General features: G+C 61.6%; 19 protein-coding genes. 16 read left to right on the top strand and 3 right to left on the bottom strand.

The features are described from left to right. Positions 1 to 9 precede the first annotated feature (9 nt). Positions 10 to 2,685, top strand: a complete 2,676-nt coding sequence (locus tag SJQ66_RS03285) for a hypothetical protein (RefSeq protein ID WP_320533605.1) — start codon at positions 10 to 12, stop codon at positions 2,683 to 2,685. A 107-nt stretch (positions 2,686 to 2,792) separates the two neighbouring features. On the opposite strand, the gene SJQ66_RS03280 is transcribed toward SJQ66_RS03285, so the two are convergent. Continuing rightward, a complete protein-coding gene (locus tag SJQ66_RS03280) occupies positions 2,793 to 4,850 on the bottom strand; it encodes a tetratricopeptide repeat-containing glycosyltransferase family protein (RefSeq protein ID WP_024904082.1) in 2,058 nt (685 codons plus the stop codon). Between the two features lie 768 nt (positions 4,851 to 5,618). Between SJQ66_RS03280 and SJQ66_RS03275 the strand changes: the two genes are divergently transcribed. From SJQ66_RS03275 to SJQ66_RS03265, 3 genes are all read left to right on the top strand, one after another. Beyond that, positions 5,619 to 6,509: a sensor histidine kinase gene (locus SJQ66_RS03275; RefSeq protein WP_157685083.1), complete on the top strand. Its 891-nt coding sequence runs from the start codon at positions 5,619 to 5,621 to the stop codon at positions 6,507 to 6,509. A gap of 280 nt (positions 6,510 to 6,789) precedes the next feature. Next, the gene (locus SJQ66_RS03270) at positions 6,790 to 7,449 is read left to right on the top strand and encodes a response regulator (RefSeq protein ID WP_024904080.1); all 660 of its coding nucleotides are present in this window, start codon (positions 6,790 to 6,792) and stop codon (positions 7,447 to 7,449) included. Positions 7,450 to 8,018: 569 nt separating this feature from the next. Then, positions 8,019 to 9,482: a flagellin N-terminal helical domain-containing protein gene (locus SJQ66_RS03265; RefSeq protein WP_024904079.1), complete on the top strand. Its 1,464-nt coding sequence runs from the start codon at positions 8,019 to 8,021 to the stop codon at positions 9,480 to 9,482. Here SJQ66_RS03265 and SJQ66_RS03260 read toward each other — a convergent pair. Then, complete coding sequence (locus SJQ66_RS03260; RefSeq protein WP_052738207.1) at positions 9,472 to 9,846, bottom strand: hypothetical protein; 375 nt, start codon at positions 9,844 to 9,846, stop codon at positions 9,472 to 9,474. The genes SJQ66_RS03265 and SJQ66_RS03260 overlap by 11 nt on opposite strands. On the opposite strand from SJQ66_RS03260, the gene fliD reads away from it, so the two are divergent. The 5 genes from fliD (at position 9,845) to SJQ66_RS03235 (ending at position 15,014) form a co-directional block, all read left to right on the top strand. Further along, positions 9,845 to 11,902, top strand: coding sequence for a flagellar filament capping protein FliD (gene fliD / locus SJQ66_RS03255; RefSeq protein WP_320533831.1), 2,058 nt, complete (start codon positions 9,845 to 9,847; stop codon positions 11,900 to 11,902). The two genes, SJQ66_RS03260 and fliD, sit on opposite strands and share 2 nt — an antisense overlap. 299 nt (positions 11,903 to 12,201) lie before the next feature. Beyond that, entirely contained in the window at positions 12,202 to 12,648 is a 447-nt protein-coding gene (gene fliS, locus SJQ66_RS03250; RefSeq protein ID WP_024904077.1) for a flagellar export chaperone FliS, read from the top strand. A gap of 1 nt (position 12,649) precedes the next feature. Further along, positions 12,650 to 12,985, top strand: a complete 336-nt coding sequence (locus tag SJQ66_RS03245; protein ID WP_024904076.1) for a flagellar protein FliT — start codon at positions 12,650 to 12,652, stop codon at positions 12,983 to 12,985. Positions 12,986 to 13,077: 92 nt separating this feature from the next. Continuing rightward, positions 13,078 to 14,469 (top strand): flagellar hook-length control protein FliK, encoded by a 1,392-nt coding sequence (gene fliK, locus SJQ66_RS03240; RefSeq protein WP_162199045.1) that lies wholly within the window; start codon positions 13,078 to 13,080, stop codon positions 14,467 to 14,469. 176 nt (positions 14,470 to 14,645) lie between these two features. Further along, positions 14,646 to 15,014, top strand: coding sequence for an EscU/YscU/HrcU family type III secretion system export apparatus switch protein (locus tag SJQ66_RS03235; RefSeq protein ID WP_046152565.1), 369 nt, complete (start codon positions 14,646 to 14,648; stop codon positions 15,012 to 15,014). Positions 15,015 to 15,018: 4 nt separating this feature from the next. Here SJQ66_RS03235 and fliE read toward each other — a convergent pair whose 3' ends face one another. After that, entirely contained in the window at positions 15,019 to 15,348 is a 330-nt protein-coding gene (fliE, locus tag SJQ66_RS03230) for a flagellar hook-basal body complex protein FliE (RefSeq protein ID WP_036010727.1), read from the bottom strand. Positions 15,349 to 15,866: 518 nt separating this feature from the next. Between fliE and fliF the strand changes: the two genes are divergently transcribed. The 7 genes from fliF to fliL all read left to right on the top strand — a co-directional run bounded on the left by fliF (position 15,867) and on the right by fliL (position 23,756). Next, complete coding sequence (gene fliF, locus SJQ66_RS03225; protein WP_046152510.1) at positions 15,867 to 17,651, top strand: flagellar basal-body MS-ring/collar protein FliF; 1,785 nt, start codon at positions 15,867 to 15,869, stop codon at positions 17,649 to 17,651. Further along, positions 17,641 to 18,636, top strand: a complete 996-nt coding sequence (gene fliG / locus SJQ66_RS03220; protein WP_024904069.1) for a flagellar motor switch protein FliG — start codon at positions 17,641 to 17,643, stop codon at positions 18,634 to 18,636. The genes fliF and fliG overlap by 11 nt, the downstream gene beginning before the upstream one ends. Beyond that, positions 18,629 to 19,276 carry a flagellar assembly protein FliH gene (fliH, locus tag SJQ66_RS03215; protein ID WP_024904068.1) on the top strand — a complete coding sequence of 216 codons (648 nt, stop codon included), beginning with the start codon at positions 18,629 to 18,631 and terminating at the stop codon, positions 19,274 to 19,276. The genes fliG and fliH overlap by 8 nt, the downstream gene beginning before the upstream one ends. Then, positions 19,273 to 20,727, top strand: a complete 1,455-nt coding sequence (gene fliI / locus SJQ66_RS03210) for a flagellar protein export ATPase FliI (RefSeq protein WP_279612247.1) — start codon at positions 19,273 to 19,275, stop codon at positions 20,725 to 20,727. The genes fliH and fliI overlap by 4 nt, the downstream gene beginning before the upstream one ends. Then, positions 20,724 to 21,173, top strand: coding sequence for a flagellar export protein FliJ (fliJ, locus tag SJQ66_RS03205; RefSeq protein ID WP_024904065.1), 450 nt, complete (start codon positions 20,724 to 20,726; stop codon positions 21,171 to 21,173). The genes fliI and fliJ overlap by 4 nt, the downstream gene beginning before the upstream one ends. Before the next feature lie 133 nt (positions 21,174 to 21,306). Beyond that, entirely contained in the window at positions 21,307 to 22,959 is a 1,653-nt protein-coding gene (locus SJQ66_RS03200; RefSeq protein ID WP_320533604.1) for a flagellar hook-length control protein FliK, read from the top strand. A gap of 308 nt (positions 22,960 to 23,267) precedes the next feature. Continuing rightward, the gene (gene fliL / locus SJQ66_RS03195; RefSeq protein ID WP_036010690.1) at positions 23,268 to 23,756 is read left to right on the top strand and encodes a flagellar basal body-associated protein FliL; all 489 of its coding nucleotides are present in this window, start codon (positions 23,268 to 23,270) and stop codon (positions 23,754 to 23,756) included.

Raw genomic sequence — 23,756 nt, 5'->3', positions numbered from 1 at the left:
GAATGTATTGTGGCTAGTTTTTCAGGATTACCTGGCGTCACCGACAGTACGACGTCGATTGTGTCCTCGGACGCGACGACATCGCCGGCTTACTCATCGCATTCAACCTCGCCAGGAACAGGCGCCATGCAGGGCACGATGGTGGGCGTCGGCGACGGCGGAACCCGCACGGCATTGTTGAACGATAGCAGCAACGCGCGCGGCATGTTTGGCAACGTATTGGGGCTCATGGGCAACGTCTGGGGCGCGGCAGGTGCATTGACGGGTTTCGGAAGCACGCCGAAGCACGCCGTGGCGCAGGACCCGGCACCGACGTCCAACGCCAAAGCCCATGCCGAAGTCGACGGATGGACGCTGCTGGCGTCCGCCATCCACGATAACGATACCGCCGTGAGCGCCGACTCGCAACTCGACGGGTGGACGCTCGTCTCGACAGAAGACAAGAACAAAGGCGCCGCGGTACTGACCAAGCAAGAAGCAGCCGACACCATTGCGCCGGAAGCGGACAGCGACGGCGACGTGTTTCACGACTTCCCGGATGATGATGAAGAGATTTTCGAGGACTTCCCGGACGATGACGAAACCGCTACGCCGGTGTACCAAAACATCGATGGCGGCAAACCCGGTGTGAATGGCGTACCGCAAAACGTCATTGGCGGGCTGCCGGCATCTGATGGTGCACAAAACGTCAGGCCGGTCGTGCTGCAACTCGACGACGAACTGGATATCCCGTTGATGTCGTTAAGCACCTTCATAAGGCCGGATGAAACACCAACGCTGGCACTGGGTGACAAGGGCGCGCGTGATGCCTCCGAAAACCAGATACAGGAACAGCAAGCCGGGCTGATGGCGCGGGCACTTGGTTTCGGTGGCTGGATGCTGGGTGGTGCCGCCGGTGTCATGGGCGGGGTCGTCGGTATGGCAGGCGGTGTAGTCGGCAGTGTGGCCACCGTTGCAAAAGATGCCTTGGTAGACGCATTGCCGGCAGCGCTCACCGGTCAAGAAACGGTGCAATCCTCGACCGATGCCACCCCGGCCGCCCCCGTTTCCCTGGCCAACCGAAATCTCGAGGAAGCCGAAAAAGTGTCCTCGGGTATCCGGGACAAGATGCACAAGCTGAACCTGCAACTTACCGCGTTAGGGTACGATCTCGCGACGAAGTCCGGTAAGCAACCCAAGGAACTGCTGGACGCACCGCAACTAAACTACACCGATACCGGCGTGCGCTGGTACCACCAGGCCCGCGGTGCCTTATCGGCCGTCATGCCGACCTTGGGAATCGCCGCGGCAGGCGCGGGCGTCGCGGTCGTCGGGGATGCCGTGGGCACGGTCACCGCATCATTACCGTTAAAGGCTCTGGCGTTGTTGGGCGGTGGATACTTGGGCTTGAGCGCGTTGGCCGATTATCCGGAACTCGCCACCGACCATGCCGCGCGCACGTTGATCAAGGCTACGCTGACCGACGTCCAGAAAGACATGGCGCGGTTCGATGATCTCGTAGGTCAGGAACGCGCACGGTTCACCGCCGAGGCGCGTGCGCTGGTCGTGTCGGATGCCCGCACCCCGCGCTTGCAAGCACTGCAGGCCGAGCTGTCCAACGTCACCGAAGCACTCGAGAAAATCGAGAGCGGCGAAGTCAGCCCGGTTGCACCTGTACTGCACCAAGTCAAGATCAGTGACGGCGCGGCACGCACGCAGACGCTGGGCTTGGCGGATCGCGCTCGCGCCGCATTCTCGTCCGCCTTTGCGTCGATCGCACGTGGTCTGGAAAACATCGGCCGCTTTGTCGAGGACCTCTCGAACGTCTTCGAACGCCGCGCCGCGGACAAGGCGGAGCAAGCCTATGCGCACAACGCACGGGATATGCTGAGAGCGCTGCAAAAAGCACCTCCACACACGCTGTTGAGCGGGGGTATCGACGTCCGTGCCCGGGAACGTGCGGAAGCGCACGGTGCCAGAATCGACACATTGGAAGTGCGCAAGCAATTTCACATGGGCGAAAACCTGGCGCTTGCGTTGATCAACCAGGAAGGGCAAGCGTTTGGCGCGGTAAAGATAGGTACAGAGGGCAACGCCTACGCGGCAGCCGCCACGCTGACGACCGCGCGCGCCCTCGCCTGGTACCTGGAGTCGATCGCACCGACCGGACACGCGAACGATCCAACGAGGACCGTGCCCCAAGTGACGCGCAATACTGACGGCAGCCTTACCATCAACGATCCTGATCGCAAGCTTTACAGCTTCTTGATGAATGTGCCCTCCGCACACACCAGCGCCATGGACAGCACGGAAGGCCGGCAGTCGGTCGGCTTCACGATCGACGACCATCGCCAAGGCATGCCGCAAGGTATGCATGGCATGCGGTTTGAAATCCGGTTGGGCACCGACGGAACGGAACAATTGCACATGTCGTTCATCGAGAAGCATGCCGCGCCGGTATTCGCGGCGCTGGGTGACGAGTCGGACATGCTGATGCAGATGCACAACGCCATCCATAGCTCCGAACCGCAACCTGTAACACAGGGACAGGACCGGTCCACGTGGCCGGAGGAACGTCTGCGACTGCGGCAAGCCGAGCTGGTGAACGAATTGCAACGCGAAATAACGTTGTATAAAGGTGATCAGGCGCAGGTAGCGGCACTGGGAAATTGGCAAAACCCGACCTTCTTCTCAGGTCGCGTCTGATCGATGCGTTTATCCTGACTCATAGGCGCTGATATCGCCTGACATGCTTGATTCGGACGCCCGTTGCCACGCGTTCCGACGTACGGGGCACGGTACTAAGGGCCCGTTCAACCATCCAGCCGCTGCATCAATGCAGCGGCGACCTCGGCGATCACGGCTGGCCAATCCTGCAATGCCGGTTGCCGAAACAAGCGCGCGCTCGGATACCAGGGACTATCGCTTCGGTTGCTAAGCCAGCGCCAGTCGGCGACAAATGGCAACAGAATCCACACCGGCACACCGAGCGCCCCAGTCAAATGGGCGATCGCCGTGTCGACGCTGATCACCAGGTCGAGCGTTTCTATCAGCCCGGCGGTATCGGCAAAATCCCCTTGTTGCCTCTCCAGTAGCCCGGGACGCCAGTGCAAGGCGTGCCCGGCTTCTCGTTGTCCGTCGATCCATTGCCGATCGGCGTCGCGCAACGCGGGCTGCAACATGATCCATTCCACCCCGTCCAACGCGAACAGCGGCGCGCACATCGATAGGGGCATCGAGCGAAATGCATCGTTGCGATACTCCGGATTGCCGGACACAACCAGTCCAACGCGCAACCGGCGCACCCCATCCGGCACGACCTCGAACGGCATGTCTTCTAAAGGGCCCGAACCGTCAGGCTGCCTCGGCCGCGATAGACTCAAAGCAGGTGCGGCGGCAAAATAGCGCCCGCTGGACGGTATCGTTGACAGCGTCGTTTGCATTGCATACGGCAGGCTCATCAGCAAGGTGAATCGATCACAATCGGGCAACGGCTCGCCGCGCGGAATCACGCGCACGCCCCATGCGTCCGCACAGGCGGCAACCAGGCGCCATAGCGGAACCGGCACCTCGACGATCACGTCCCGCGCCAGAGGCCGAACCAACGGGATATAACGCAGAAATTGAATAGCGTCGCCCAGCCCTTGCTCGGCGGCGACCAGCAAAGACCGTCCAGTCAAGACGTCGTCACCATTCCAATACGCATCGCTGCGGCGGGCAGCCAGTCGCGCGCCATCGCGCCATTCATATGCGGCAAACCCACGCCGCAATTGGCCAAGACGCAAGCGGATACCAGCTTCATCGAGCCACACCTCGGGAAAATCAGGCCGAATGTCCCGCGCGGCACGTAAGCAAACAAGCGCCGCGTCATCACTTTTCTGCATGGCGAGCGCACTTGCCATATACCGATACGCCGGCGCAAAACGCGGCATCGCGCGTAACGCGGCCTCGAAGCGATCCACCGCGAAGGCGTACTCGCCGAGCGCGGACATGGCCTGCCCATACAAAACGAGCGCCGCCGGATCGTCCGGCCGCGTGACGAAAATCGTCTCCAAAGGCGCCACCGCCTGCATTGGCTTGTCCAGTGACAGGAACGCCGCCGCGCGTAACAACGCCACCTGCCCTGCCATCGCATCGACTGGCTTGCCCGGATCACCATGAGACGCCACGTCGCCTGGCAAATCCGGTGTCGGCATCATTACCTCGACTTGCTCCAGCACGCGTAATGCCTCGAGCGGCCGATGCAAGGCGAGCAGCATCCGCACTTGCGCCAAGCCGAAACGCAGCATCAGCATCCGTGCGTCCTGCTCGAGCGCACCATCGTGTCCCGCGGTGATCCACGTCTGCAAACGCGGCAGTACACTGTCCAGCGTTCGGCGCGCCTCCAGGCCGCGGCCGAGCGTGGCCTGGCACAAGGCTGCCCCGATGCCTGCCTCCATCTGCCACCGCGTGATATCTTCCACGGCACTTTCCCGCCCCTCAACCGCCTGGAACGCATCCGCCGCCTCGTCGAAGCGTTCCGCTTGCGCCAGCATGCATGCGCGCAAATAAGCGGCGCGCTGTTGCGTAACATGCAGCGCCGCGTCCCGTGACTCGCCCGCTTGCGTCGCTTTTTCAATCCCATCGCCGGCTAGCTCACCAGCAAGCGCGCAGTGTGCGACGGCGTCGGCATGGCGAGCAGCCGCGGCATACGCCAACGCCAGGTCAAGCAGTGCGTTTGCGATCGTGTCGACGCCACCATCCGGAGACAGCAAGCGCAGTCTCGCACCGGCAAGACGACTTGCTTCCGTAACCACCGTGCGCCACGACGGTGACGCCGGCGGGGCAGACACCGCCAGCGGCAGAGGTAGCACGGAAAGATCAGGAAGCATCACATTCTCTCGATGACAGACTCAAGCCGTGACGATACCGGATCAAGGCGTTAAGTGCATTGATCGCCATGCGCACGCCCGTGAATCGCAAGAAATGACCCATCGTGCTTACGTTTCGTTCCTGTTGTCGTCCTGACGCCGAGCCAAGCGCATTGCCACCGTTTACATCAGGATGTCATCAATATCCGGCAGAATCCGCACCTTTCACGACACCCTGACTACTAATCGTTGCGCGTGCGCGTAAACCGTTCATTTTCGATCGCTGTGCATCTTACTTTTTCAATAGGAATTATTCCGACAAAACGCTTGTATTAATCGAACGCATTTTACGCGGCGCATATCCTGGGAACACCCTTTGAAAATATAACTGCCGCGTCCAGTCAATCACACTTCGCGCGCTCTAAAATGATGGGATATAGGGAACACTGTCGAAGTGGCCTGTCCGGCGGGCCTGCGCCTTGCATGTTGCGTACACCGCACAACCGCGCGGCTTCGTAATTTGAGCAGTCATATTAGTCTCAAAAATACGCTATGATCCGGTCTGCCGTCGGAATTTCAGGAACAGAAAGCGAGGTTTTTTCCTACACGCCTCACTGCCTGAATGCGGTATCTTATAAATAACGGCATTCATCGGTGGCAGGATGCGCAAACGGTGGATGTCAGGTGCCTCACCGGCATGTCGTATCCGATTCACCGATATCTGCTGGAACGAACCGTAAGGATCACGTGGCAGACGCATCGATCGTGTTGTCCTCGAAAAATCAACGCATGGCGGGTTCTTTGCGCGCTAAGTTGCCCGCATCGGATGTTGCCGAACAAGCCGCCTCCGGCGCTCCCGTTGCCCCCGGCATGATGGGCGTCGTGTTGCGTGACGAAGAACGCGTGCGTCTGGCGCGCGATATCCATGACGATCTCGGCGCCGAACTTACCGCGTTGCGCATTTCACTCAGCAGGGTGGCGGTATCGGATGGTTTTGTCCCCAATTCCCAGGCCGCCCGAGCACTTACCGACGCGGAAACGGCATTGGATGCGGCATTCGCGGCAATGCGGCGCCTGATAGACGATCGACACACGCTGCCCCCGGCCACGGACCTCGTTGCCCGTCTCCAGGATTGGGTGGAGAGCTTCAGTCAGCGTAGCGGACTACACATTACTTTTGACTGCAAGACCGACCCCCGACTTGCACCAATGGACGAGGCGTCAGCTACTGCGGTATGGCGAATCTGCCAGGAAGCCTTGCATAACGTGGTCAAGCACGCGCAGGCGACATCTGCGACGGTCGCGCTGTCCGTGCTAGCAACGGGCGTACGCCTGATGGTCTCGGACAATGGTCGCGGCATCGCCGCGGCACGCAGGGCCCGTGCCGAGCGCGCGGCACAGGAAGCGTTCGATGACGTCGACGTAAAGAAAACGGCAAGTGCATCACCCAGCGACAAAACGGAAATAGTGCGACATCACACAGACGGCGTCGGCCTGGAAAGCATGCGGCAACGCTGCGAGGCGTTGGGCGGCCGGTTTTCGTTGATCGACCAGGTTGTGGCGGACGCGCCCCAGCCTGAAGCACTGCATGCCGGCAAACCGGACGTGACCGGTACGATCGTGGAAGCAGCATTGCCGTGGATCGGGCCGCAACCGAAGGAACGCCGCTCGCCACGCTGAAAACAGCAGGAACACCCAGGCGGAACGTGAGCATGTCGCGCCATCGAGCCCCGCGACAAGAGCACGGCAGTATCCTGGTACGTTTTTCTGACAAAATTGGTGAACTCTTTTACGGCGTGATACGTATAACAGGAATCGAACCACTCATGTCGCAGTGGTCGCGCAAGCGACGCGCATGCAAACAGTGAGCTGGCAAATGGGCATGTTTTCAGGACGGCCATCCATGAAGCCGTCCGGGCTATAAGCTGAATCAAACCACACACTCCACGGGGAGTCAGGTATGTCACGGATTCTGTTGATCGACGATCACTCCGCGATCAGACAGGGGATTGCCCAACTGCTGTTGGCACGCAATCTTTTTACGGAAGCAGTGGAGGCTTCCACCGGCGCGGAAGCACTCGCCCTGGCGGAACGCGGCCCCTGGGCCATGGTGTTGCTGGATATTTCACTGCCAGACATGAGCGGCGTTGAAGTCCTCCGGCGCATCAAGCGCCATTCACCTACCCTGCCCGTCCTGATATTTTCGATGTATCGCGAAGACCAGTACGCGGTACGGGCGCTCAAGGCCGGTGCATCGGGTTATCTGTCGAAAACCGCGAACGCGCATGAACTGACCTCCGCGCTTCAGCAAATCTGCGCGGGCCGGAAGTACGTGAGCGCGTCGCTTGCTGAAGCGCTTGCCGAATATGTGTCGGCCGACGCCGCGCAGATGCCACACGAAAAACTGTCGAACCGGGAATACCAGACGCTCTGCATGCTCGGGTCAGGCAAACGTTTGACTGACGTCGCGGACGTACTCTCGTTATCGGTCAAGACGGTCAGCGTATATCGCGCGCGCTTGCTGGAAAAGCTAGGCCTGGCGAACAATGCGGAACTCACTTATTACGTGATGCGTAATCAGTTGGTCGATCTCGGCGCGAACCGCACGAACGCCGCCTGAGACCACGGACGGTCGGTGCGGACAGCCATTCGCAGCCGCCGCCCCCGCATCCGTCATCGCGGCACTCGCGTCCTGCGTTGCCCGCTCCGCTCTCGACGAGCCCCCATGGGCTGCTGATCATTTCGCCGCCGCGCCAGGGTGGCGTGGTCATGTAAATAGACCGATCTTCCCCCGTTATTCCCCCTATTGCCTAAGCGCCGCCTCGGTATGATTCGGCAGTGACGGTACAGATGCATGAACGTTAGTCTATAAGCGCCGGACTCGCACGATATGGTAGTGCAAAGGTGCCTTGAGGCGGCGAGAGATTGGCAGGCCAATGTGGCAGGGCAAAAAGGATTATCGAAAAAGACTGAAGTTTTGGCATAAACAGCCGTATTCCTAGGGTACAAGGTGACGGAACTCAGGTTGTCAAGAAAAAATGTGTGCGACAACCCTCAAGCTTTTGAACAGGGTTCCGATAACCAAGACAACGGCGGCGCTGATCGGCAAAACAACGGTTACCGGTACTGCCTCCCGGATGTGGCAAACCCGCCCAACGGTCCAAATTTCGGAATTATTAGGAGCCTCTCATGCCCCAGATCATCAGCAGCAACTCGGCCTCGTTGGTTGCACAAAACAACCTGAACAAGGCATCGTCGACGTACTCGCATGCGATCAACCAATTGTCCTCGGGCAAGAAGGTTGCCAGCGCCGCAGATAACTCCGCTGCACTGGCCATTTCCGGCCGGATGCAATCGCAAATCAACGGTAGCACGCAGGCTATCGCTAACTCGAACGACGGTATCGCACTGGCACAAACGGCCGACTCGGCGCTGTCTCAGATCACGTCGAACCTGCAACAAGTGCGTACGCTGGCTGTGCAGTCCGCCAACTCGACGTACTCTGCTTCGGACCGTGCATCGCTGAATCAACAAGCGCAACAGTTGCTGACGCAGGTCAACACGGTGGCCACGCAGACGCAGTACAACGGCCAGACGTTGCTGGATGGCAGCTTCGGCACCGCTGTGTTCCAAACCGGCGCGAATGCCGGCCAAACCTCGACGGTCAACCTGAGCCAGGGCGTGAAGACATCGCAAATCGGCCAAACCGCCGCGGCGACGAACAACATCACGGGCCAGGGCCTGGCAGGCAAGACCCTGACGGTCCAAGTGGGTGCCGGCCGGACGTACGAAGTGGGTTCCGCGATCGCAGGCGACAGCGCCGGCCAAGACGCAAACAGCGCGTACGCCGCCGTGACCGCGATCAACAGCGCGAACATCTCGGGGCTGACTGCAACGGCGACGAACACGCAAATGTTCAAGCTGAACGGCGAAGCCGGTGGCGCACTGAAGGGCAGCGCGGGTGACTCCGTCAACCTGACCGTCAATGGCGTGAAGGTGTTCGGTGACCAAGGCTACACGTTCGGCACCGCCAACGACAACCGTCTGTCTGCAGGTGATTTGGTCAGCCAGATCAACTCGGTGTCGGGCCAGACCGGTGTGTCGGCTTCGCTGAACAAGGATGGCACGCTGCAGATGACGGCGACCGACGGCCGTAACATCACGGTCTCGCAAACCGGTGGCAAGGACATCATCAACGAGCACAGCGGTAGCGGTCGTCACCTGGGTGAAGCACTGCAAGGCACGATCTCGCTGTCGGCTGCGAGCGAGATTCAACTGGGTGGCACGGGCGCGCAAGCGATCGACGGCGGTGCGCCGCGTATCGGACTGGGCTCGAACACGCTGGCCAAGCTGGACCTGTCGACGGCTGACAGCGCGGTGAAGGCACTGCAATCGCTGGACTCCGCACTGTCCACGGTGTCGACGCTGCAAGGTAACGTGGGTGCGATTCAGAACCGGTTCGATTCGACCATCTCGAACTTGAACTCGGTAACGCAAAACGTGACGTCGGCGCAATCGACGATCACCGATGCGGACTACTCGTCGGTGGCCTCCGCGCTGTCGACCGCTGACGTGCTGCAACAAGCGGGCGTGTCGATGGTCAGCAAGGCCAACCAAATCCCGCAAGAAATCCTGAAGCTCGTCACGGGCTAATCAGGTTCAAGCGGTAATCGACGACGCGGCGCCCGGTATCGGGCGCCGCGTCGTCTAGCAGGTAACGCACATGCCGTTTGACGACAGGAATGGGCCGCGAATCTCGCCCCCCCCTCTCCTGTCGCGAAACGGTGGAGGCGGCAGACTGAGCAATGGTAACCATTTCCAACGCCAACAACCCGGTGCCGAGCAGCATACCGAGTGCGGCGACTTCGGCGAGAGCCAGCGGCAACAACGCAAGCGGCAACGCTTCGCGTAATGGTGCGTCCGCGTCCAACGCCGACAACGGAAACAGCACCAACGCGTCTTCTGGCAATAGCGCAAGCAGTAAAGGCGCCGAGAAGCGTGACGCTTCGTCCGTCATCTCTTCACTCGGGATTGGTACCTCCCTGTCGCTTTCCTCGTTGCTGACAGGCCTGATGCAGGTCGCCAGCATTCCGCTGACCCAGTATCAGCGCCAGCAAGACGGCGTAAAGACCGAATTGTCGGCTTTCGCGCAATTAAAGAACGCGCTGACGACATTCCAGTCATCGTTGAGCAACCTGACGCTCGCGTCGAATTTCAAGACATTGAACGCAACGTCCACGGACAAGACCGTGGCGGACGCGGATGTGTTCACCGGTGCACAGCCCGGCAACTACAACGTCGACGTTACGCAGTTGGCCCAGTCCCAGACGATGGTAAGCGCCGGACAGGCCAGCGTCAATTCCGCCATCGGATCGGGTACGCCAACCACGTTGACGTTCAATTTCGGTACCATCGGCGGCACGAATAAATCCACCGAGGATGCCGACGGCAAGTCGACGGCCCAGACCACTGGTGGCACGCCCGACGCGGAAGGTCACTACGGTGAAGGCACGACGTTCACGCCATCGACCGGCACGACAAAAACGATCACGATCAATAGCGGCAACAATACGTTAGGCGGCATTCGCGACGCGATCAACAACGCGCGGATGGGCGTCACCGCATCGATCGTCAATGACGGCGCCGATAACCCGTATCGCCTGGTGCTGAGCAACGACAAAAGCGGCGCCACGCAGGCGATGCAGATTACCGCCAGTGGTGACGATGCGGTCGGCAAACTGCTGTCATTCGATCCGACGAAGACCGATGCGCAAGCGATGTCGCAATCAACAGCCGCGCAGGATGCCAAGGTGTCGGTCAACGGTATCGCGTTGACGAGCCCGACCAATAAGGTCAGCGGTGCGTTGAACGGCTTCACGATCCGCTTGTCGCAGCCCGGCAAGACCACGCTGTCGGTCAGCAACGACACCAGCGCCATCGAGAGCAACATTTCGAACTTCGTCGACAACTATAACGAGTTGATCGGTTCGGTGTCGTCGCTGACGAACTACGACTCGACGGACCCATCGAAAAACGGCCCCCTGCTCGGCGACTCCACAGCATCGAATATCAAGGGTACGCTGCAACGGATGGTCTCCGGCTCGTTGGAAGGCGGCAATGGCTACAGCACCATGGCCGATGTCGGCATTACGTTCAACGGAGACGGTACGCTGGCGCTGGACCCGCAAAAGCTGAAAGAGGCATTGAACAGGAACCTGCCGGCATTTGCCTCGCTTTTCGCCAGCAATGGCACCACGTCGGACAGTGGCGTGAATTTCCTGGCTGCGGGCCCGAAAGCCGCTGCCGGCAAGTACGACGTGATCATTACGCAAGCGGCCACCCAGGGCGAGGCCAAGGGTGAAATGAAAGCCGACCTCGGCGCCGCCGCGAAGGCCGCGCTGGACCTCACCGTCACGCTGAACGGCAGCATGCAGAATATTTCCCTGGCCAAGGGGACATACGATACGCCGAAGGATCTGGCCACGGCGCTGCAGAAAGCAATCAACGAAAATAGTGGTTTCACGGCAAGCGGCGCGAGCGTCAACGTCAATGCGGACGAAGAAGGCAAGCTCACGGTGACATCCACGAATTACGGCAAGAGTTCGAGCGTGGCCATTAGCGGGAACGGCGCGGTTGCACTGTTCGGCAAGGATACGATCAAAGGCACGCCCGGCATGGATGTGGCCGGCACGGTGGGCGGTTTCAAGGCAACCGGCAATGGTCAGACGCTCACCGGACAGGCCGGCACACCGATAGACGGCGTGACGCTGCAAGTCCAGGGAGGGGCAAAAGGCGCACGGGGCACGGTGTCGTATTCCGTGGGTTTTGCCGCGCGCCTGGACAACCTCGTCAATGATGTGACCGGCATGACGGGGTCCCTGTCGACGGCGACAAAGGCACTCGATAGCCGAGTGTCCAATATCGACAAGCAGATCACGAAGTTTCAATCACATCTGGACGAGGTCCAGTCGAACTACCAGCAGCAGTTCACCCGCCTGAATCAGTTGTCGGTAAAGATGAAGACTGCATCGAACATGTTGAATGCGCAGTTCAATTGGACCAGCAGTCATTGATGGCGGGTCGCGCTCCGGTGAAAATGGCGCATACGGTGAAAGAGGACACCATTGCCGTAATGCAGTAGAGGCACCTGTAAGACTCATCGGAATCCGTGGTGGGCGCAGAAAATGTGCCCAAAACAGAAACCGGCTGCAAAACAGGGGTAAAGTCGCGGCCCAGTTGGCCGTTTACCTGAATGTAGGCGGCAACAACGGAAAGTAAGCAGAACGGCGCGCAATATGCACGCTTCCTCGCTGAAAATCCCCTGCCGCGAAGCCAGTTTCAGACAGCCAGGATTCTGAAGGAGAAACGCAGCATGTTTTCCACGAGCCAGTTCGGTGCCAATGCTTATGCCCGCGTGGGTGCGCAGACCGGTGTATTCGGCGCCAGTCCGCAGCGCCTGGCGGTGATGATGTTTGAAGCCAGCCGCGCGGCCATCGTCCAAGCCCGCCTGCATATTCGCGCGGGCCGGATGGCGGAGAAAGGCGTGGCCATCAACAAGGCCGTCAAGATCATCGGCGGCGGGTTGAAGGACGGGTTGGACATGGAGCGTGGCGGGGATCTGGCGGTTCGGCTGGCAGGTCATTACGACGCGATGCTGTCTCGATTGACCCAGGCGAATCTTCAGAATGACGAATTGCTGCTGACGGAAGTGGATCAGATGTTAGCGGCGCTTGAAGACGTATGGCGCAAGGCACCGTTGGATGCCATGCCGTCGCCGCAGATGAATGGACAGGCGGTCGCACAGGCCGTAGGAGTTTGAGATGCACGGTTTTGACCAGTTGATCGAGCATTACGAGGAAATTGCACGCGTGACGCGAGAAATGCGCGATGCGGCATCCTCGGAAAATTGGGACGACCTGCTGACCATGCAGGAAGAGTACTCGCGGCTGGTCGATATGTTGGAAGCGAATGATGCGCAAGCACCGCTGGATCCGCAGCAGCGGGCCCGCAAATTCGATTTGATTCGTCGTATCCTGGATGACGACGCCCGCATCCGTGATCGCCTCGAACCGCGGCTGGCGCGCCTCTCGGCGTTGCTGGCCAGCGGTCGCCAGGCACGTGCGCTGCAGGGTGCATACGGTCGCGTGGCCGAGTAACCGCACCCCCCTCGTTCAATGCTGGGCGGGACATTCCCGAGGGGCCAGGGCCTCCTTCAAAATGCGCTGTCATGGCGCTGGTGAACCAGACGATGAACGCGATCGATCGTATCGGACAAAACCCGGTCCCGCTTCGCGTCGACCCTATGACAACGGGTGCGGCGGGCAGTTTGAGTACCCGCACCGCCGGGACAGGCGCGGGTTCCGTCGCGCAGCAGCAGACCGGCGTCGCCACCGGTGGCCCATCGATGCAAGGTGCCGTGCGGCTCCCCCCGGCGCCAGCCCCGGTGGCGTCAACCTACGCCACCGTCAGCAGCGATGCGCGCGTCCTGGATGCGCTGGCCAAGATGCCGAGCGAAGAACCGCTGATCCTGTCTGACAAGCCACTCTGCCCCGTACCGCCCGCCAGCATGACCACGCAGACGGGCGAACTGCCGGTCGTAGGCAGTCAGTTCACATCCTTGCTGGCGAAGGCACTAGTGCAATCGCTGGAAAACAGCGGTCTTTTCTACGAATCCCACCTTGCGCAATGGGCAAGCGGGCAACGGCCGCTTGCGGCGATCGAGCGCGAACCCCAGGCGCGGCTCGCCTCGTTGGCGCCACCCGGACCCGATGTTGCGCACGAGGCGTTACCCGCGCACGACACCTTGATCGCCAATGCGTTGACGGCCTTTCAATCGAATCCCGGCGCACTCGCCGGCAACAACCCTGCGCCGGCCGGCGATTGGTTCTCCCGCGTTGCCGATGTATTGCAAAACACGTTGAACGGCAATGCGAACACCAGCGGCAATGGCGGCGCATCGCATGGCAATAACCCCGCAAACGGGGGGGCCGGGGCCAATAATGCAAGCGGACACACACAAGGTGGCCTCGCCGGCATGGCATCGCCACTGCTTGAAGCGCTGTCGCACCTGTCGCCGTTCTCGAACCCGTCCGCGCCGGCCGCGACAGGCACCGCCGGTCATCCCCATCCCGCAGGCATCGCGGGAGCGCACAGCGCTACCGGACTCGATCCGAATGCGCTTGACGTCAACGGCATGCCAAACGCGCTCGCCCATGCCATCCATCCGGACGCGCTGCCGACGGTACGGCAGCAAATGGAATTGCTGCAGAATCCAACATTACGATGGACTGGCGAAGCCTGGCCTGGAACGCAGATGGCGTGGGAAATCGAACGTCGTGAAGAACCAGGCGCGCAGGCCAACCATGACGGACAGACCGAACCGTCGTGGCGGATGCATATCACGCTTGACCTGCCACATCTGGGCCCTGTCGACGCGGAGCTGCAACTGACGGGCGATCGCCTGATCACGCGATTGAAGGCGGCGCCCGACTGCGCGGCTGCGTTGCTGCACGACAGCGATCATTTTCGAGAAAGAATCGCCGGCACCGGCCTGGAACTGAAAGGCTTTGCGATACGCGAGCTGCAAGCGCCGCATGGCACGAGCGAGACACCCGACCAGGCTGGAGACAAGGCATCATGACCGACCCCAAAGCCACGCCCTGGACGGCGGACGGTGGTAGCGAGCCGCGTGCGGTAAAGCGCCCGACGGAGGCGATCGACACCGATTATCAGGTCCGCAGCGAAACCACACGATTGGGGCGGCCGGCCCCACTGCAATCCTCGCCCACCGGTCCGGCGGAATATGGTCCCGCCGGTTTGCCGTCGGACACGGACGCCCCGGCCTACGTCGCGGCGGCGGATGGCCCCGACCCACGGCGCAGCGCGGTCGCGTTGTCCTATGATCGCGGCGGCACCGGTGCGCCACGCGTTGTCGCGAAAGGATATGGCTTGATCGCAGACACGATCATCGCACGTGCCAGGGCGGAAGGACTGTACGTTCACCAAGCGCCGGAAATGGTATCGATGTTGATGAATGTGGCATTGGATCGGGAGATTCCGCCCGCGCTCTATCAAGCCATTGCCGAACTGCTGTCTTGGTTATACCGATTGGAGTCGGCAAGCGGTGGGGACATCAAAGCCGCACCGGGACACCGAGGGCAAACCTTTACCCCCGCGGCCCGGTGATCGGCTAGACCTGCATCTGCATGACATCGTTGTACGCGGCCACCAGTTTGTTGCGGACCTGCACTGCTTCCTGGAACTGGATATTGGCTTTTTGCATGTCGATCATGACATCGCTCAGGCTCGCGTCGCTGGCACCGGTCTCGAAAGCATGCGCCTGATTCACCGCCTTGGTCTGGTCGGTGCTCACCTTTTGCAACGCCGATTGCAGGGCTGTGGCAAAGCTGCCACCCTCCACCGACGGCGCGCCCGCGCCGATGCCCGCCGCACCGTCCAGCGAGGCCTTGCCGGCCGCCTGGTTCGCCATGGAGCGTAACTGCCCGAGTTGGTCGGCCATGGCCGCGCCACCGCGCGTGCCGCCCACGCCGCCACTACCATAAAGGCCTCCCGTCACGCCGTTCAGTCCCGTCAGTGGTGCCGCCATCGCCGTCGCTCCCTCATTCGTTCGCCGTGCCATGTGACCCGGTCAGGTGGTCCCGCCCAGATTCACACGACGTCCTGGACCGCCTTTTCCACCAATGACCGGCATCTTACCTGTTGCATCGGGCCTGCGAACCGGACAATTAAGACCCAAAACCCCCGCTTATCGACTGATGGGCCGTTGTACCCCCCGGCCATAATCTGCTCCATGTCGAAATCGGTCCGACAAGCGTGGCGCGACGTTCCCGCCATCCTCGCAATCGGACTGACACGGCAAAGTATGGGCTCCGGACGCATGATGCCGCACAGCGGCGTGCAGCACACGTCATAGGCCCGGACCATGAACCCGTAGTGCTTGCCCCGACCGTCATCCATGGCCTTGCAACTTGATCTCCACTACCGCAGCACGGCGTTTGAAGCCGGCGCGTTCGCGCGATGAGCACGCCGCCTGTCGCCGCCGGAGCGGGTGCCATGCCGCAAGCCACGGCCGTGACTGCTCCGGTACGTCCGGGTCAGACCGTGGACGTTCAGCCGGTGCAGCAACCGCTGATCGACCGCCTGCGCGCGAATCCGAAGATCCCGTTGATCATCTCGGCAGCGTTCGCGGTCGCGATGCTGGCGGCGCTGTATATGTGGATGCGCACCCCGGACTACCGCGTGTTGTTCAGCAATCTGTCGGATCGGGACGGCGGTGCGATCATCCAATCACTGCAGCAAATGCAGGTCCCCTACAAATTTGCCGAAGGCGGCGGCGCCATTCTGGTGCCGTCGGACTCGGTGCATGACGTGCGACTGCGTCTCGCGCAACAAGGTCTGCCGAAGGGAGGCTCGGTCGGCTTCGAGCTGATGGACAACGAGAAGTTCGGGATCAGCCAATTCGTCGAGCAGGTCAATTACCAACGCTCGCTGGAAGGCGAACTCGAAAGGACGATCGGAGCCATTTCCGCGATCCAGAGCGCGCGTGTGCATTTAGCCATGCCGAAGCAGTCCGTGTTCGTTCGCGACCAGCAAAAGCCATCCGCATCGGTGTTGTTGAATTTGTATCCCGGTCGCGCGCTGAGCGATGCGCAAGCGAGCGCGATCGTTCATCTGGTGTCCTCCGCGGTACCGGACATGCCGACGGCGAACATCACGGTCGTTGATCAGAACGGCAACCTGCTGACCGGCTCGCAGTCCGCACAAGGTCTGGATGCGCGCCAACTAAAGTATGTACAGCAGATCCAGGACAACGCCCGGCAACGGATCGAAGCCATCCTGGCGCCGATATACGGTGCAGGCAACGTCCACGCGCAGGTCAGCGCCGACATCGATTTCGCGCAAAGCGAACAAACGTCTGAAACATATCGTCCAAACCCGGCATCGGATGCGTCCATCCGCAGTCAGCAGACGACCATGTCGTCAGACAGCAGCAATGGCGCGAACAGCGGTGGCGTTCCCGGCGCGTTGTCGAATGAACCACCGGCAAACCCGACCACGCCCATCACGAATGCCGGCCCGAACGGCGCCGGTGCGCAAGGCGCCAGTGCGGTCACCACCGCCACGAATCAGGCAAATGCCGCCGGTCCAACGAGTGTACGTCGCGATTCGACCACGAATTACGAACTGGACAAGACGGTTCGCCATTCGGATCAGCCGATGGGCGGTATTATTCGGATGTCGGCCGCGGTTGTCGTGAACTACATGCAGAAGGTCGACGCGAAGGGTGTGAAGACGTTGCAGCCGGCCACCGCGGACCAGATCACGCAGACCACCGCGTTAGTCAAGGACGCGATGGGCTTCGATGCCAAACGGGGCGACAGCGTCAACGTCGTGAACGCGGCGTTCGACGGTTCGGATGCACCGTTGGCGGCAGCACTGCCGCTCTGGAAGCAGCCAGGCATGATCGACCTGGGGCTGCACATCGGCAAGTACGTGTTGGGCGGCCTGGTCGCGATGTATCTGTTCTTCGGGGTGTTGCGTCCGTCGATGCGCAAGCTGTTCCGTCCGGAACCGCCGCCGACATCGGCTGCCGCCGCGCTCGAAGGTGGCGGCGGTGCCGACGGCGCCGCGGCATTGACCGCCGATGTGACCACCGGCGATCCGGACGCCCGTGTGGCGATCGAGCAGAACAGTAGTGTCCATGCATATGAACGTGACCTGGAGTTTGCCCGCCAGATCGCGCGCTCCGATCCGAAGGTGGTGGCAACCGTGGTCAAGAGCTGGATAAGCGATGAACGCTGAAGGACTTCAACGTAGCGCCGTACTGCTGATGTCGTTGGGCGAGGACGAGGCCGCCGAGGTCTTCCGCTTCCTCGCCCCGCGCGAAGTACAGCGCCTGGGCGCCGCCATGGCCGCGCTCAAGGCGGTGTCGCGCGAGGATATCGGCAAGGTGTTGGGCGACTTCGTGGAAACCGCGCAACAGCACACCGCCCTGAGTCTCGACTCCGGCTCGTATATCCGTGCGGTACTGACCAAGGCGCTGGGCAACGACAAGGCCGCGGGCCTGATCGAACGGATACTCGAGGGCGGTGACACCAGTGGCATCGAAGGCCTGAAATGGATGGACTCGGCCGCGGTCGCCGAATTGATTCGTAATGAACACCCGCAAATCATCGCCACGATCCTCGTTCACCTCGACCGGGACCAGGCATCGGAAGTATTGGAATGCTTCACCGAGCGCCTGCGTAATGACGTGGTGCTCCGGATCGCCACGCTCGATGGTATTCAGCCGCAGGCGTTGCGCGAACTGAACGATGTGTTGACGAAGTTGCTGTCGGGCAGCGAGAACATCAAGCGCAGCCCGTTGGGCGGGGCGAAAACCGCTGCGGAAATCCTGAACTTCATGGGTGGCGTCAACGAGGAATCGGTGATCGAGAACGTCAAGAAGTACGACGCGGATCTGGCGCAGAAGATCGTCGATCAGATGTTCCTGTTCGAAAACCTGCTGGAAGTGGACGATCGCGGCATCCAATCGATCCTGAAGGAAGTGGAGTCCGAGGCGTTGATCGTCGCGTTGAAAGGTGCCCCCACCGAGTTGCGCGAGAAATTCCTGCGCAACATGTCGCAACGGGCGGCAGACCTGTTCCGCGAAGATTTCGAGACACGTGGTCCGGTCCGAGTGTCGGACGTGGAAGCCGAGCAGAAACGTGTTCTGCAAACCGTGAAACGCCTGGCCGATTCGGGCGTGATCATGCTGGGCGGCAAGGCCGACGAAGCCTATGTCTGACGGACTTATTCCCAAGGAACGTCTAAGCGCGTATCAGCGCTGGGAGATGGCATCGTTCGACCCGGTGCCGGAGCCTATCGAGGACCCCCTCGAGGCGCCCCGTGCCGCCGCGCGGCTCGAAGGGTATGCCGCCGGTCACGAAGAAGGCCATGTCGCCGGCTTCGAGGCAGGTCGCAGCGAAGGCTTCGAACAAGGCTTGTCCGATGCACGTGCCCACGCCGCGCAACTGGCCGGCTTGGTCGCCGCTTTCTCCAGCGCGATTGAGACGCTGGACGAACAGATGTCGGAATCGTTGCTGACGTTGGCGCTGGACGTGGCCAAGAGCGTCCTGCGCCAAACGGTGGACCTGGACCCCACCGCCATGCTCGGTGCCGTGCGTGAAGTATTGAGCGCCGACCCACCACTGGTAGGTGCGCCGGTGTTATTGGTCAATCCGGCCGATCAACCATTGATCGATGCCTATCTGGCCGGCGACCTGGCCGCGGCGGGATGGTCGGTGCGGGCGGATTCGGCCATCGAACGCGGTGGCTGCCGTGCCAAGGCCGTCAGCGGCGAGATCGACGCGACGCTGGCCACCCGCTGGGCGCGCGTGGCCGCATCGCTCGGTCGTGAACAGCAATGGTCGGAGAACGGTCGATGAAGCCGGCTCGGATGCCCACCCCGCAAGCGCTGGCCAAGGCGGCTATTCCGGCGTCGGCCGCCACGTTGTTGGCCTCGCATCGCGAGGGCCATCTGACACGCTGGCGGATGTCGCTCGAAGCCGCGCAATCGCGTAGCGCGGAAGCGTTGCCATTGCGTGCATGCGGCAAGGTGGTGCGCTCCGCCGGACTGGTGCTGGAAGCCACGGGACTGAGGCTGCCGATTGGCGCGAACTGCTATATCGAATTGCCGGGCATGCGTGCCGGCGCCCGGGCGGAAGCGGAAGTCGTCGGTTTCCAGGGTGATCGACTGTTCCTGATGCCTACCAGCGACCTCTCCGGCTTGACACCGGGGGCGCGGGTGTTCGCAATGGAATCCGCACCGGTGGTGGGAGCGCAATTGAATGCAAAACGTCTGCCGGTAGGCATGGCGATGCTGGGTCGCGTGGTGGACGCCGCCGGCAATGTGCTGGATGACAAGGGGCCGTTGAACAACGAGGCGTCGGCGCCGTTGACCGGCGACGTGATCAACCCGCTGCAACGCGAGCCGATTCATGAAGTGCTCGATGTGGGCGTGCGCGCGATCAATTCGCTCCTGACCGTGGGTCGCGGACAACGGATGGGCCTGTTCGCCGGCTCCGGTGTTGGTAAGTCGATGCTGTTGGGCATGATGGCCCGCTTCACCAGCGCACAGGTGATCGTCGTCGGTTTGATTGGCGAACGGGGCCGTGAAGTCAAGGAATTCATCGAGGAAATCCTGGGTGAAGACGGTCTGGCGCGCGCGGTAGTCGTGGCGGCCCCCGCCGATGTATCGCCGCTGCTGCGCCTGCAGGGCGCCGCCTATGCCACGTCGCTTGCCGAGTACTTTCGTGACCAGGGGCTGGATGTGTTGCTGATCATGGACTCGCTCACGCGCTATGCCATGGCGCAGCGGGAGATTGCGTTGTCGATCGGCGAGGCCCCTGCGACGAAAGGCTATCCGCCATCGGTTTTCGCGAAGCTGCCAGCGCTGGTCGAGCGCACCGGCAACGGGCCGCCGGGTGGCGGGTCGATCACCGCCTTCTATACCGTCCTGACGGAAGGCGACGATCAGCAGGACCCCATTGCCGACTCGGCACGGGCTATTCTGGACGGCCATATCGTGTTGTCGCGCACGCTAGCCGAGTCTGGGCATTATCCGGCAATCGATATCGAGCAATCGATCAGCCGCGTGATGAATGCGTTGGTCGGTGAAGACGAATTCGACAAGGTACGCAAGTTCAAGCAGATGCTGTCGCGCTACCAGCGCAACCGTGACCTGATCAATGTGGGTGCCTATCAAAGCGGGCGCGATCCAATGCTTGATCGTGCGATTTCGCTGTATCCGCGGATGGAAGCATTCTTGCAGCAACGTGTGCGGGAACGCTGCGATCATCCCGAAGCGGTTGCCCAACTGGACATGCTGCTGTCATGAAGCAAGCCCTGCCCTTCACCACGCTGATCGACCTCGCGCAGCAGGAAGTGGACGCAGCCGCGCAGGCCCTGGGCGCATTGCAAAGGCAGCGAGACGACATGTTTGGCAAGCGTAAGAACCTCGACGGCTATCGCGTCGAATACGAGCAGCAACTCGCGCAAGCCGCCCGTGATGGCATGACGATGGGGCAGCGCCGGAATTACCAGGCCTTTCTTGGAACATTGGGGACGGCCATCGATCAGCAGCAAACGCAGGTGGAGATGCTTGATCGGAAGATCGAAGTCGCCCGTCTCCTATGGCAGCAAAAGAAACAGAAGCTCAGCTCGTTCGAAACGCTGGAAACCCGGGCGCGGCAGGCGCAAGAACAACGCACCGCCCGTTACGAACAACGTATGACCGATGAATTCGCTGCCCGCCGCGCACGCGAGATGCAGCGCGGCTTCTAAGTGTCGGACGTTCCGCCAAGGCGGCGTTCGACAGGGAGTGGCAGTAGCAAACTTGTACCGTTATTTCATTTAACCGATTGATTCTGTTTTTACCAGCGGCCTTGTATCGCTGGTTCCGTGAAGGAAGAGTCCCATGCGCTCCGATACCGCCGCTTCCCCGTCCTCTCCGATGGTTTCGCCGCTGCTCACGCAACCGGTGCCCACAAGCCTGACGAATGCCGACGATCGTGCCATTTCTCGCTCCGGAGAACGCTTCCGTGATGCGTTAGACGCGCAAAAGCGCGCGGCCGATGAGGATCGTCGCGACGCGCGTCAGGCACAGGCACATGCTGACGAGGCATCGCGCCAACAGGACATTACCCAACAAAACGCCTCGCAAAACGCCCGCTTGCAGCAGCATATCGCCGACACGACCGCGTGGCAGGCGCAGGAAGCGCGTGCGCGCGGCGCGCAGCAACAAACGCAGCAAGCCACCGAAGCGCGCGCCGCGGCCGATCGCGCGCAATACAGCGCCGACGTGCAATCCGACACCGAAAAGGCCGCCGCCCAGACGCAGCAAGCCGACACGAGCGCCGCAACGGCACAAGCGGCCGCCGCAGCCGGCGCGGCAGCACAGCAACAAAACGGCACGCAAGTCACGGATGGGGCGGCAAAGGCCGATGACAACGCCGCAAATACCGACGGTACGGCCACGGTTGCCGCTGCGGGCGGTACGGCCGCAGGCGACGGCGCCGACGCGACCACCGCGACCTACAACAGCGCGGATGCCACCACAACGGGCATCGGGTCGACAAGCGCCGGCGCATCGGCACAAACCCAGGCGGATGCCGACGCCGACGACAGCGGTGATGCAGGTACGAGCGCGGCGAATGCCCCCTCGCTGACGGCAACGTCGGGCACCGTTGGCGCGGGGGCGGCCGCAGGCAACGAAGGCGGTAAGTTCACCATAGGCAATGCATTCTCCGCAAATGCTCCGACGGGAAGCGCAGCCGGCGCGACCGACACTGTCGCCGATAAGACAGGCGGAACCGATGGCATGAAGTCGCGCGACGACAAGATGCTCGCAGCCTTGGCAGGTGGCGGAACCGCATCGGGTACGGCCGATATCAGCGCGCAAGCCAATGCCGCCGCGACGGCCGATACATCGGCGCTAGGCGCGCAAGCCAATGCGCAGCCGGATCCATCGGTCGCGGCGGCGGCAATGGCAACGCCGACGCAGCAGGGGCCGATGCAATCCGTCGCGCAGCAGGCGGTGGCGCAACAGTCGCCCGCCTTTGTGCCACAACAGCTGGACACGCCATTCGTGGACGCGCGCTGGGCCGATGCCTTCAACCAGAACGTGATGACGATGTCGCGTCCAGGCAACGAACAGCGTGCGGAGTTGACGCTGAACCCACCGAATCTCGGACCGGTGCAGGTGGTATTGAACGTTGTCGGTTCAGACGCACAGGCAACCTTCGTGTCGCAGCATGCGCACGTGCGTGATGCGATTGAAGCCGCCATGCCGGCACTGCGCGAACGCTTTGCGGAAAGCGGCATGCAACTGCAGACGAACGTCGCACAGACCAATGGTGACACGCAGGCGCTTGCCAACAGTCTTGCGAACGCCGGATCTGGCGGTGCGCAAGGTAATGGCCAGAACGGCGCTGACCGTTCCGCCTATCGCGAGTCGGCGCGCATCGGTGCGGCGGCGGGCCGCCCCGCCTGGGGCAATACCGGAGCGGCTGCGACGCCAGCCACGTCACGCGGCACCGGCGCCTTGTCCGGTGTCGACATGTTTGCCTGATCAGCCCTCTGCGCGGCTCAAGCCAACCTGGGGCGCATCGCGATTAGCGGTGCGCCAGGGTGACTGCCCTGGGCTGCAGGACCGTTGTCACCACGCCGCCAATCGGCCGCCGCCCATGACACGATGTCGCGGCACGGTATCCCCGCGAGGCTGCCGCAACCGGCAGGCTGTCATAAAACGCCAAACTGACGCACCATTGCCCGTCTGTTTGTACGTTGCATCTTGCTGAGTCTCAGGCATCATGCCAACTTGAAGATTGCGCGACACGCGATGGGCGTGATTGCGGGACAGTCATCGAGGTCAAGATTATGAGTTCATCCGCGGCGCAAGGTGGGAAGGAAGTCAAAACCGGCAAAAGCAAGCTGGTACCCATCCTGATCGTCCTGATCGTGCTGTTGCTGGCAGGCGGCGGCGGTGGCGGTTATTTCCTGTACAAGCGATCGAGTCAGCCGGCCGTGCCGGTCGTGCCACCGCCCGTCTTCTTTGCGTTGGACCCGTTCACGGTCAACCTCGCAACGGATCCGGACAGCGATGGCAGCGATCACTATTTGCACCTGGGCCTGACGCTGAAGATCGGAAGCGCCGATGAGGAGCACAAGCTGACCGAATACCTGCCAGAAATCCGCAGCCATATCCTGTTGCTGCTGTCGTCGAAGAAGCCGTCGGACCTGGCGACCGTGGCGGGCAAGCAAAAGCTGTCCGATGAACTGCGCACCACGATTGAAAAAACGTTTGACCATGACAGCCATGCGCCGAAGGTATCCGGCGTGTTGTTGACCGACTTTGTGATCCAGTAA

Source organism: Robbsia andropogonis (assembly GCF_034047095.1).
GTDB lineage: Bacteria > Pseudomonadota > Gammaproteobacteria > Burkholderiales > Burkholderiaceae > Robbsia > Robbsia andropogonis.
The sequence above is the reverse complement of the archived record's forward strand: the minus strand, read 5'-3'. Positions and strand labels throughout refer to the sequence as shown.

What these genes read in the sequence shown, in the direction of transcription:
- fliI (WP_279612247.1), top strand. Translation starts at nt 19,273, where the DNA reads ATGAAGCCGGCTCGGATGCCCACCCCGCAAGCGCTGGCCAAGGCGGCT.
- SJQ66_RS03280 (WP_024904082.1), bottom strand. Translation starts at nt 4,850, where the DNA reads ATGCTTCCTGATCTTTCCGTGCTACCTCTGCCGCTGGCGGTGTCTGCC.
- SJQ66_RS03275 (WP_157685083.1), top strand. Translation starts at nt 5,619, where the DNA reads ATGGCGGGTTCTTTGCGCGCTAAGTTGCCCGCATCGGATGTTGCCGAA.
- fliL (WP_036010690.1), top strand. Translation starts at nt 23,268, where the DNA reads ATGAGTTCATCCGCGGCGCAAGGTGGGAAGGAAGTCAAAACCGGCAAA.
- fliK (WP_162199045.1), top strand. Translation starts at nt 13,078, where the DNA reads ATGAACGCGATCGATCGTATCGGACAAAACCCGGTCCCGCTTCGCGTC.
- SJQ66_RS03270 (WP_024904080.1), top strand. Translation starts at nt 6,790, where the DNA reads ATGTCACGGATTCTGTTGATCGACGATCACTCCGCGATCAGACAGGGG.
- fliJ (WP_024904065.1), top strand. Translation starts at nt 20,724, where the DNA reads ATGAAGCAAGCCCTGCCCTTCACCACGCTGATCGACCTCGCGCAGCAG.
- fliH (WP_024904068.1), top strand. Translation starts at nt 18,629, where the DNA reads ATGTCTGACGGACTTATTCCCAAGGAACGTCTAAGCGCGTATCAGCGC.
- fliE (WP_036010727.1), bottom strand. Translation starts at nt 15,348, where the DNA reads ATGGCCGACCAACTCGGGCAGTTACGCTCCATGGCGAACCAGGCGGCC.
- fliG (WP_024904069.1), top strand. Translation starts at nt 17,641, where the DNA reads ATGAACGCTGAAGGACTTCAACGTAGCGCCGTACTGCTGATGTCGTTG.
- fliF (WP_046152510.1), top strand. Translation starts at nt 15,867, where the DNA reads ATGAGCACGCCGCCTGTCGCCGCCGGAGCGGGTGCCATGCCGCAAGCC.
- SJQ66_RS03200 (WP_320533604.1), top strand. Translation starts at nt 21,307, where the DNA reads ATGCGCTCCGATACCGCCGCTTCCCCGTCCTCTCCGATGGTTTCGCCG.
- SJQ66_RS03265 (WP_024904079.1), top strand. Translation starts at nt 8,019, where the DNA reads ATGCCCCAGATCATCAGCAGCAACTCGGCCTCGTTGGTTGCACAAAAC.
- fliS (WP_024904077.1), top strand. Translation starts at nt 12,202, where the DNA reads ATGTTTTCCACGAGCCAGTTCGGTGCCAATGCTTATGCCCGCGTGGGT.
- SJQ66_RS03260 (WP_052738207.1), bottom strand. Translation starts at nt 9,846, where the DNA reads ATGACGGACGAAGCGTCACGCTTCTCGGCGCCTTTACTGCTTGCGCTA.
- SJQ66_RS03245 (WP_024904076.1), top strand. Translation starts at nt 12,650, where the DNA reads ATGCACGGTTTTGACCAGTTGATCGAGCATTACGAGGAAATTGCACGC.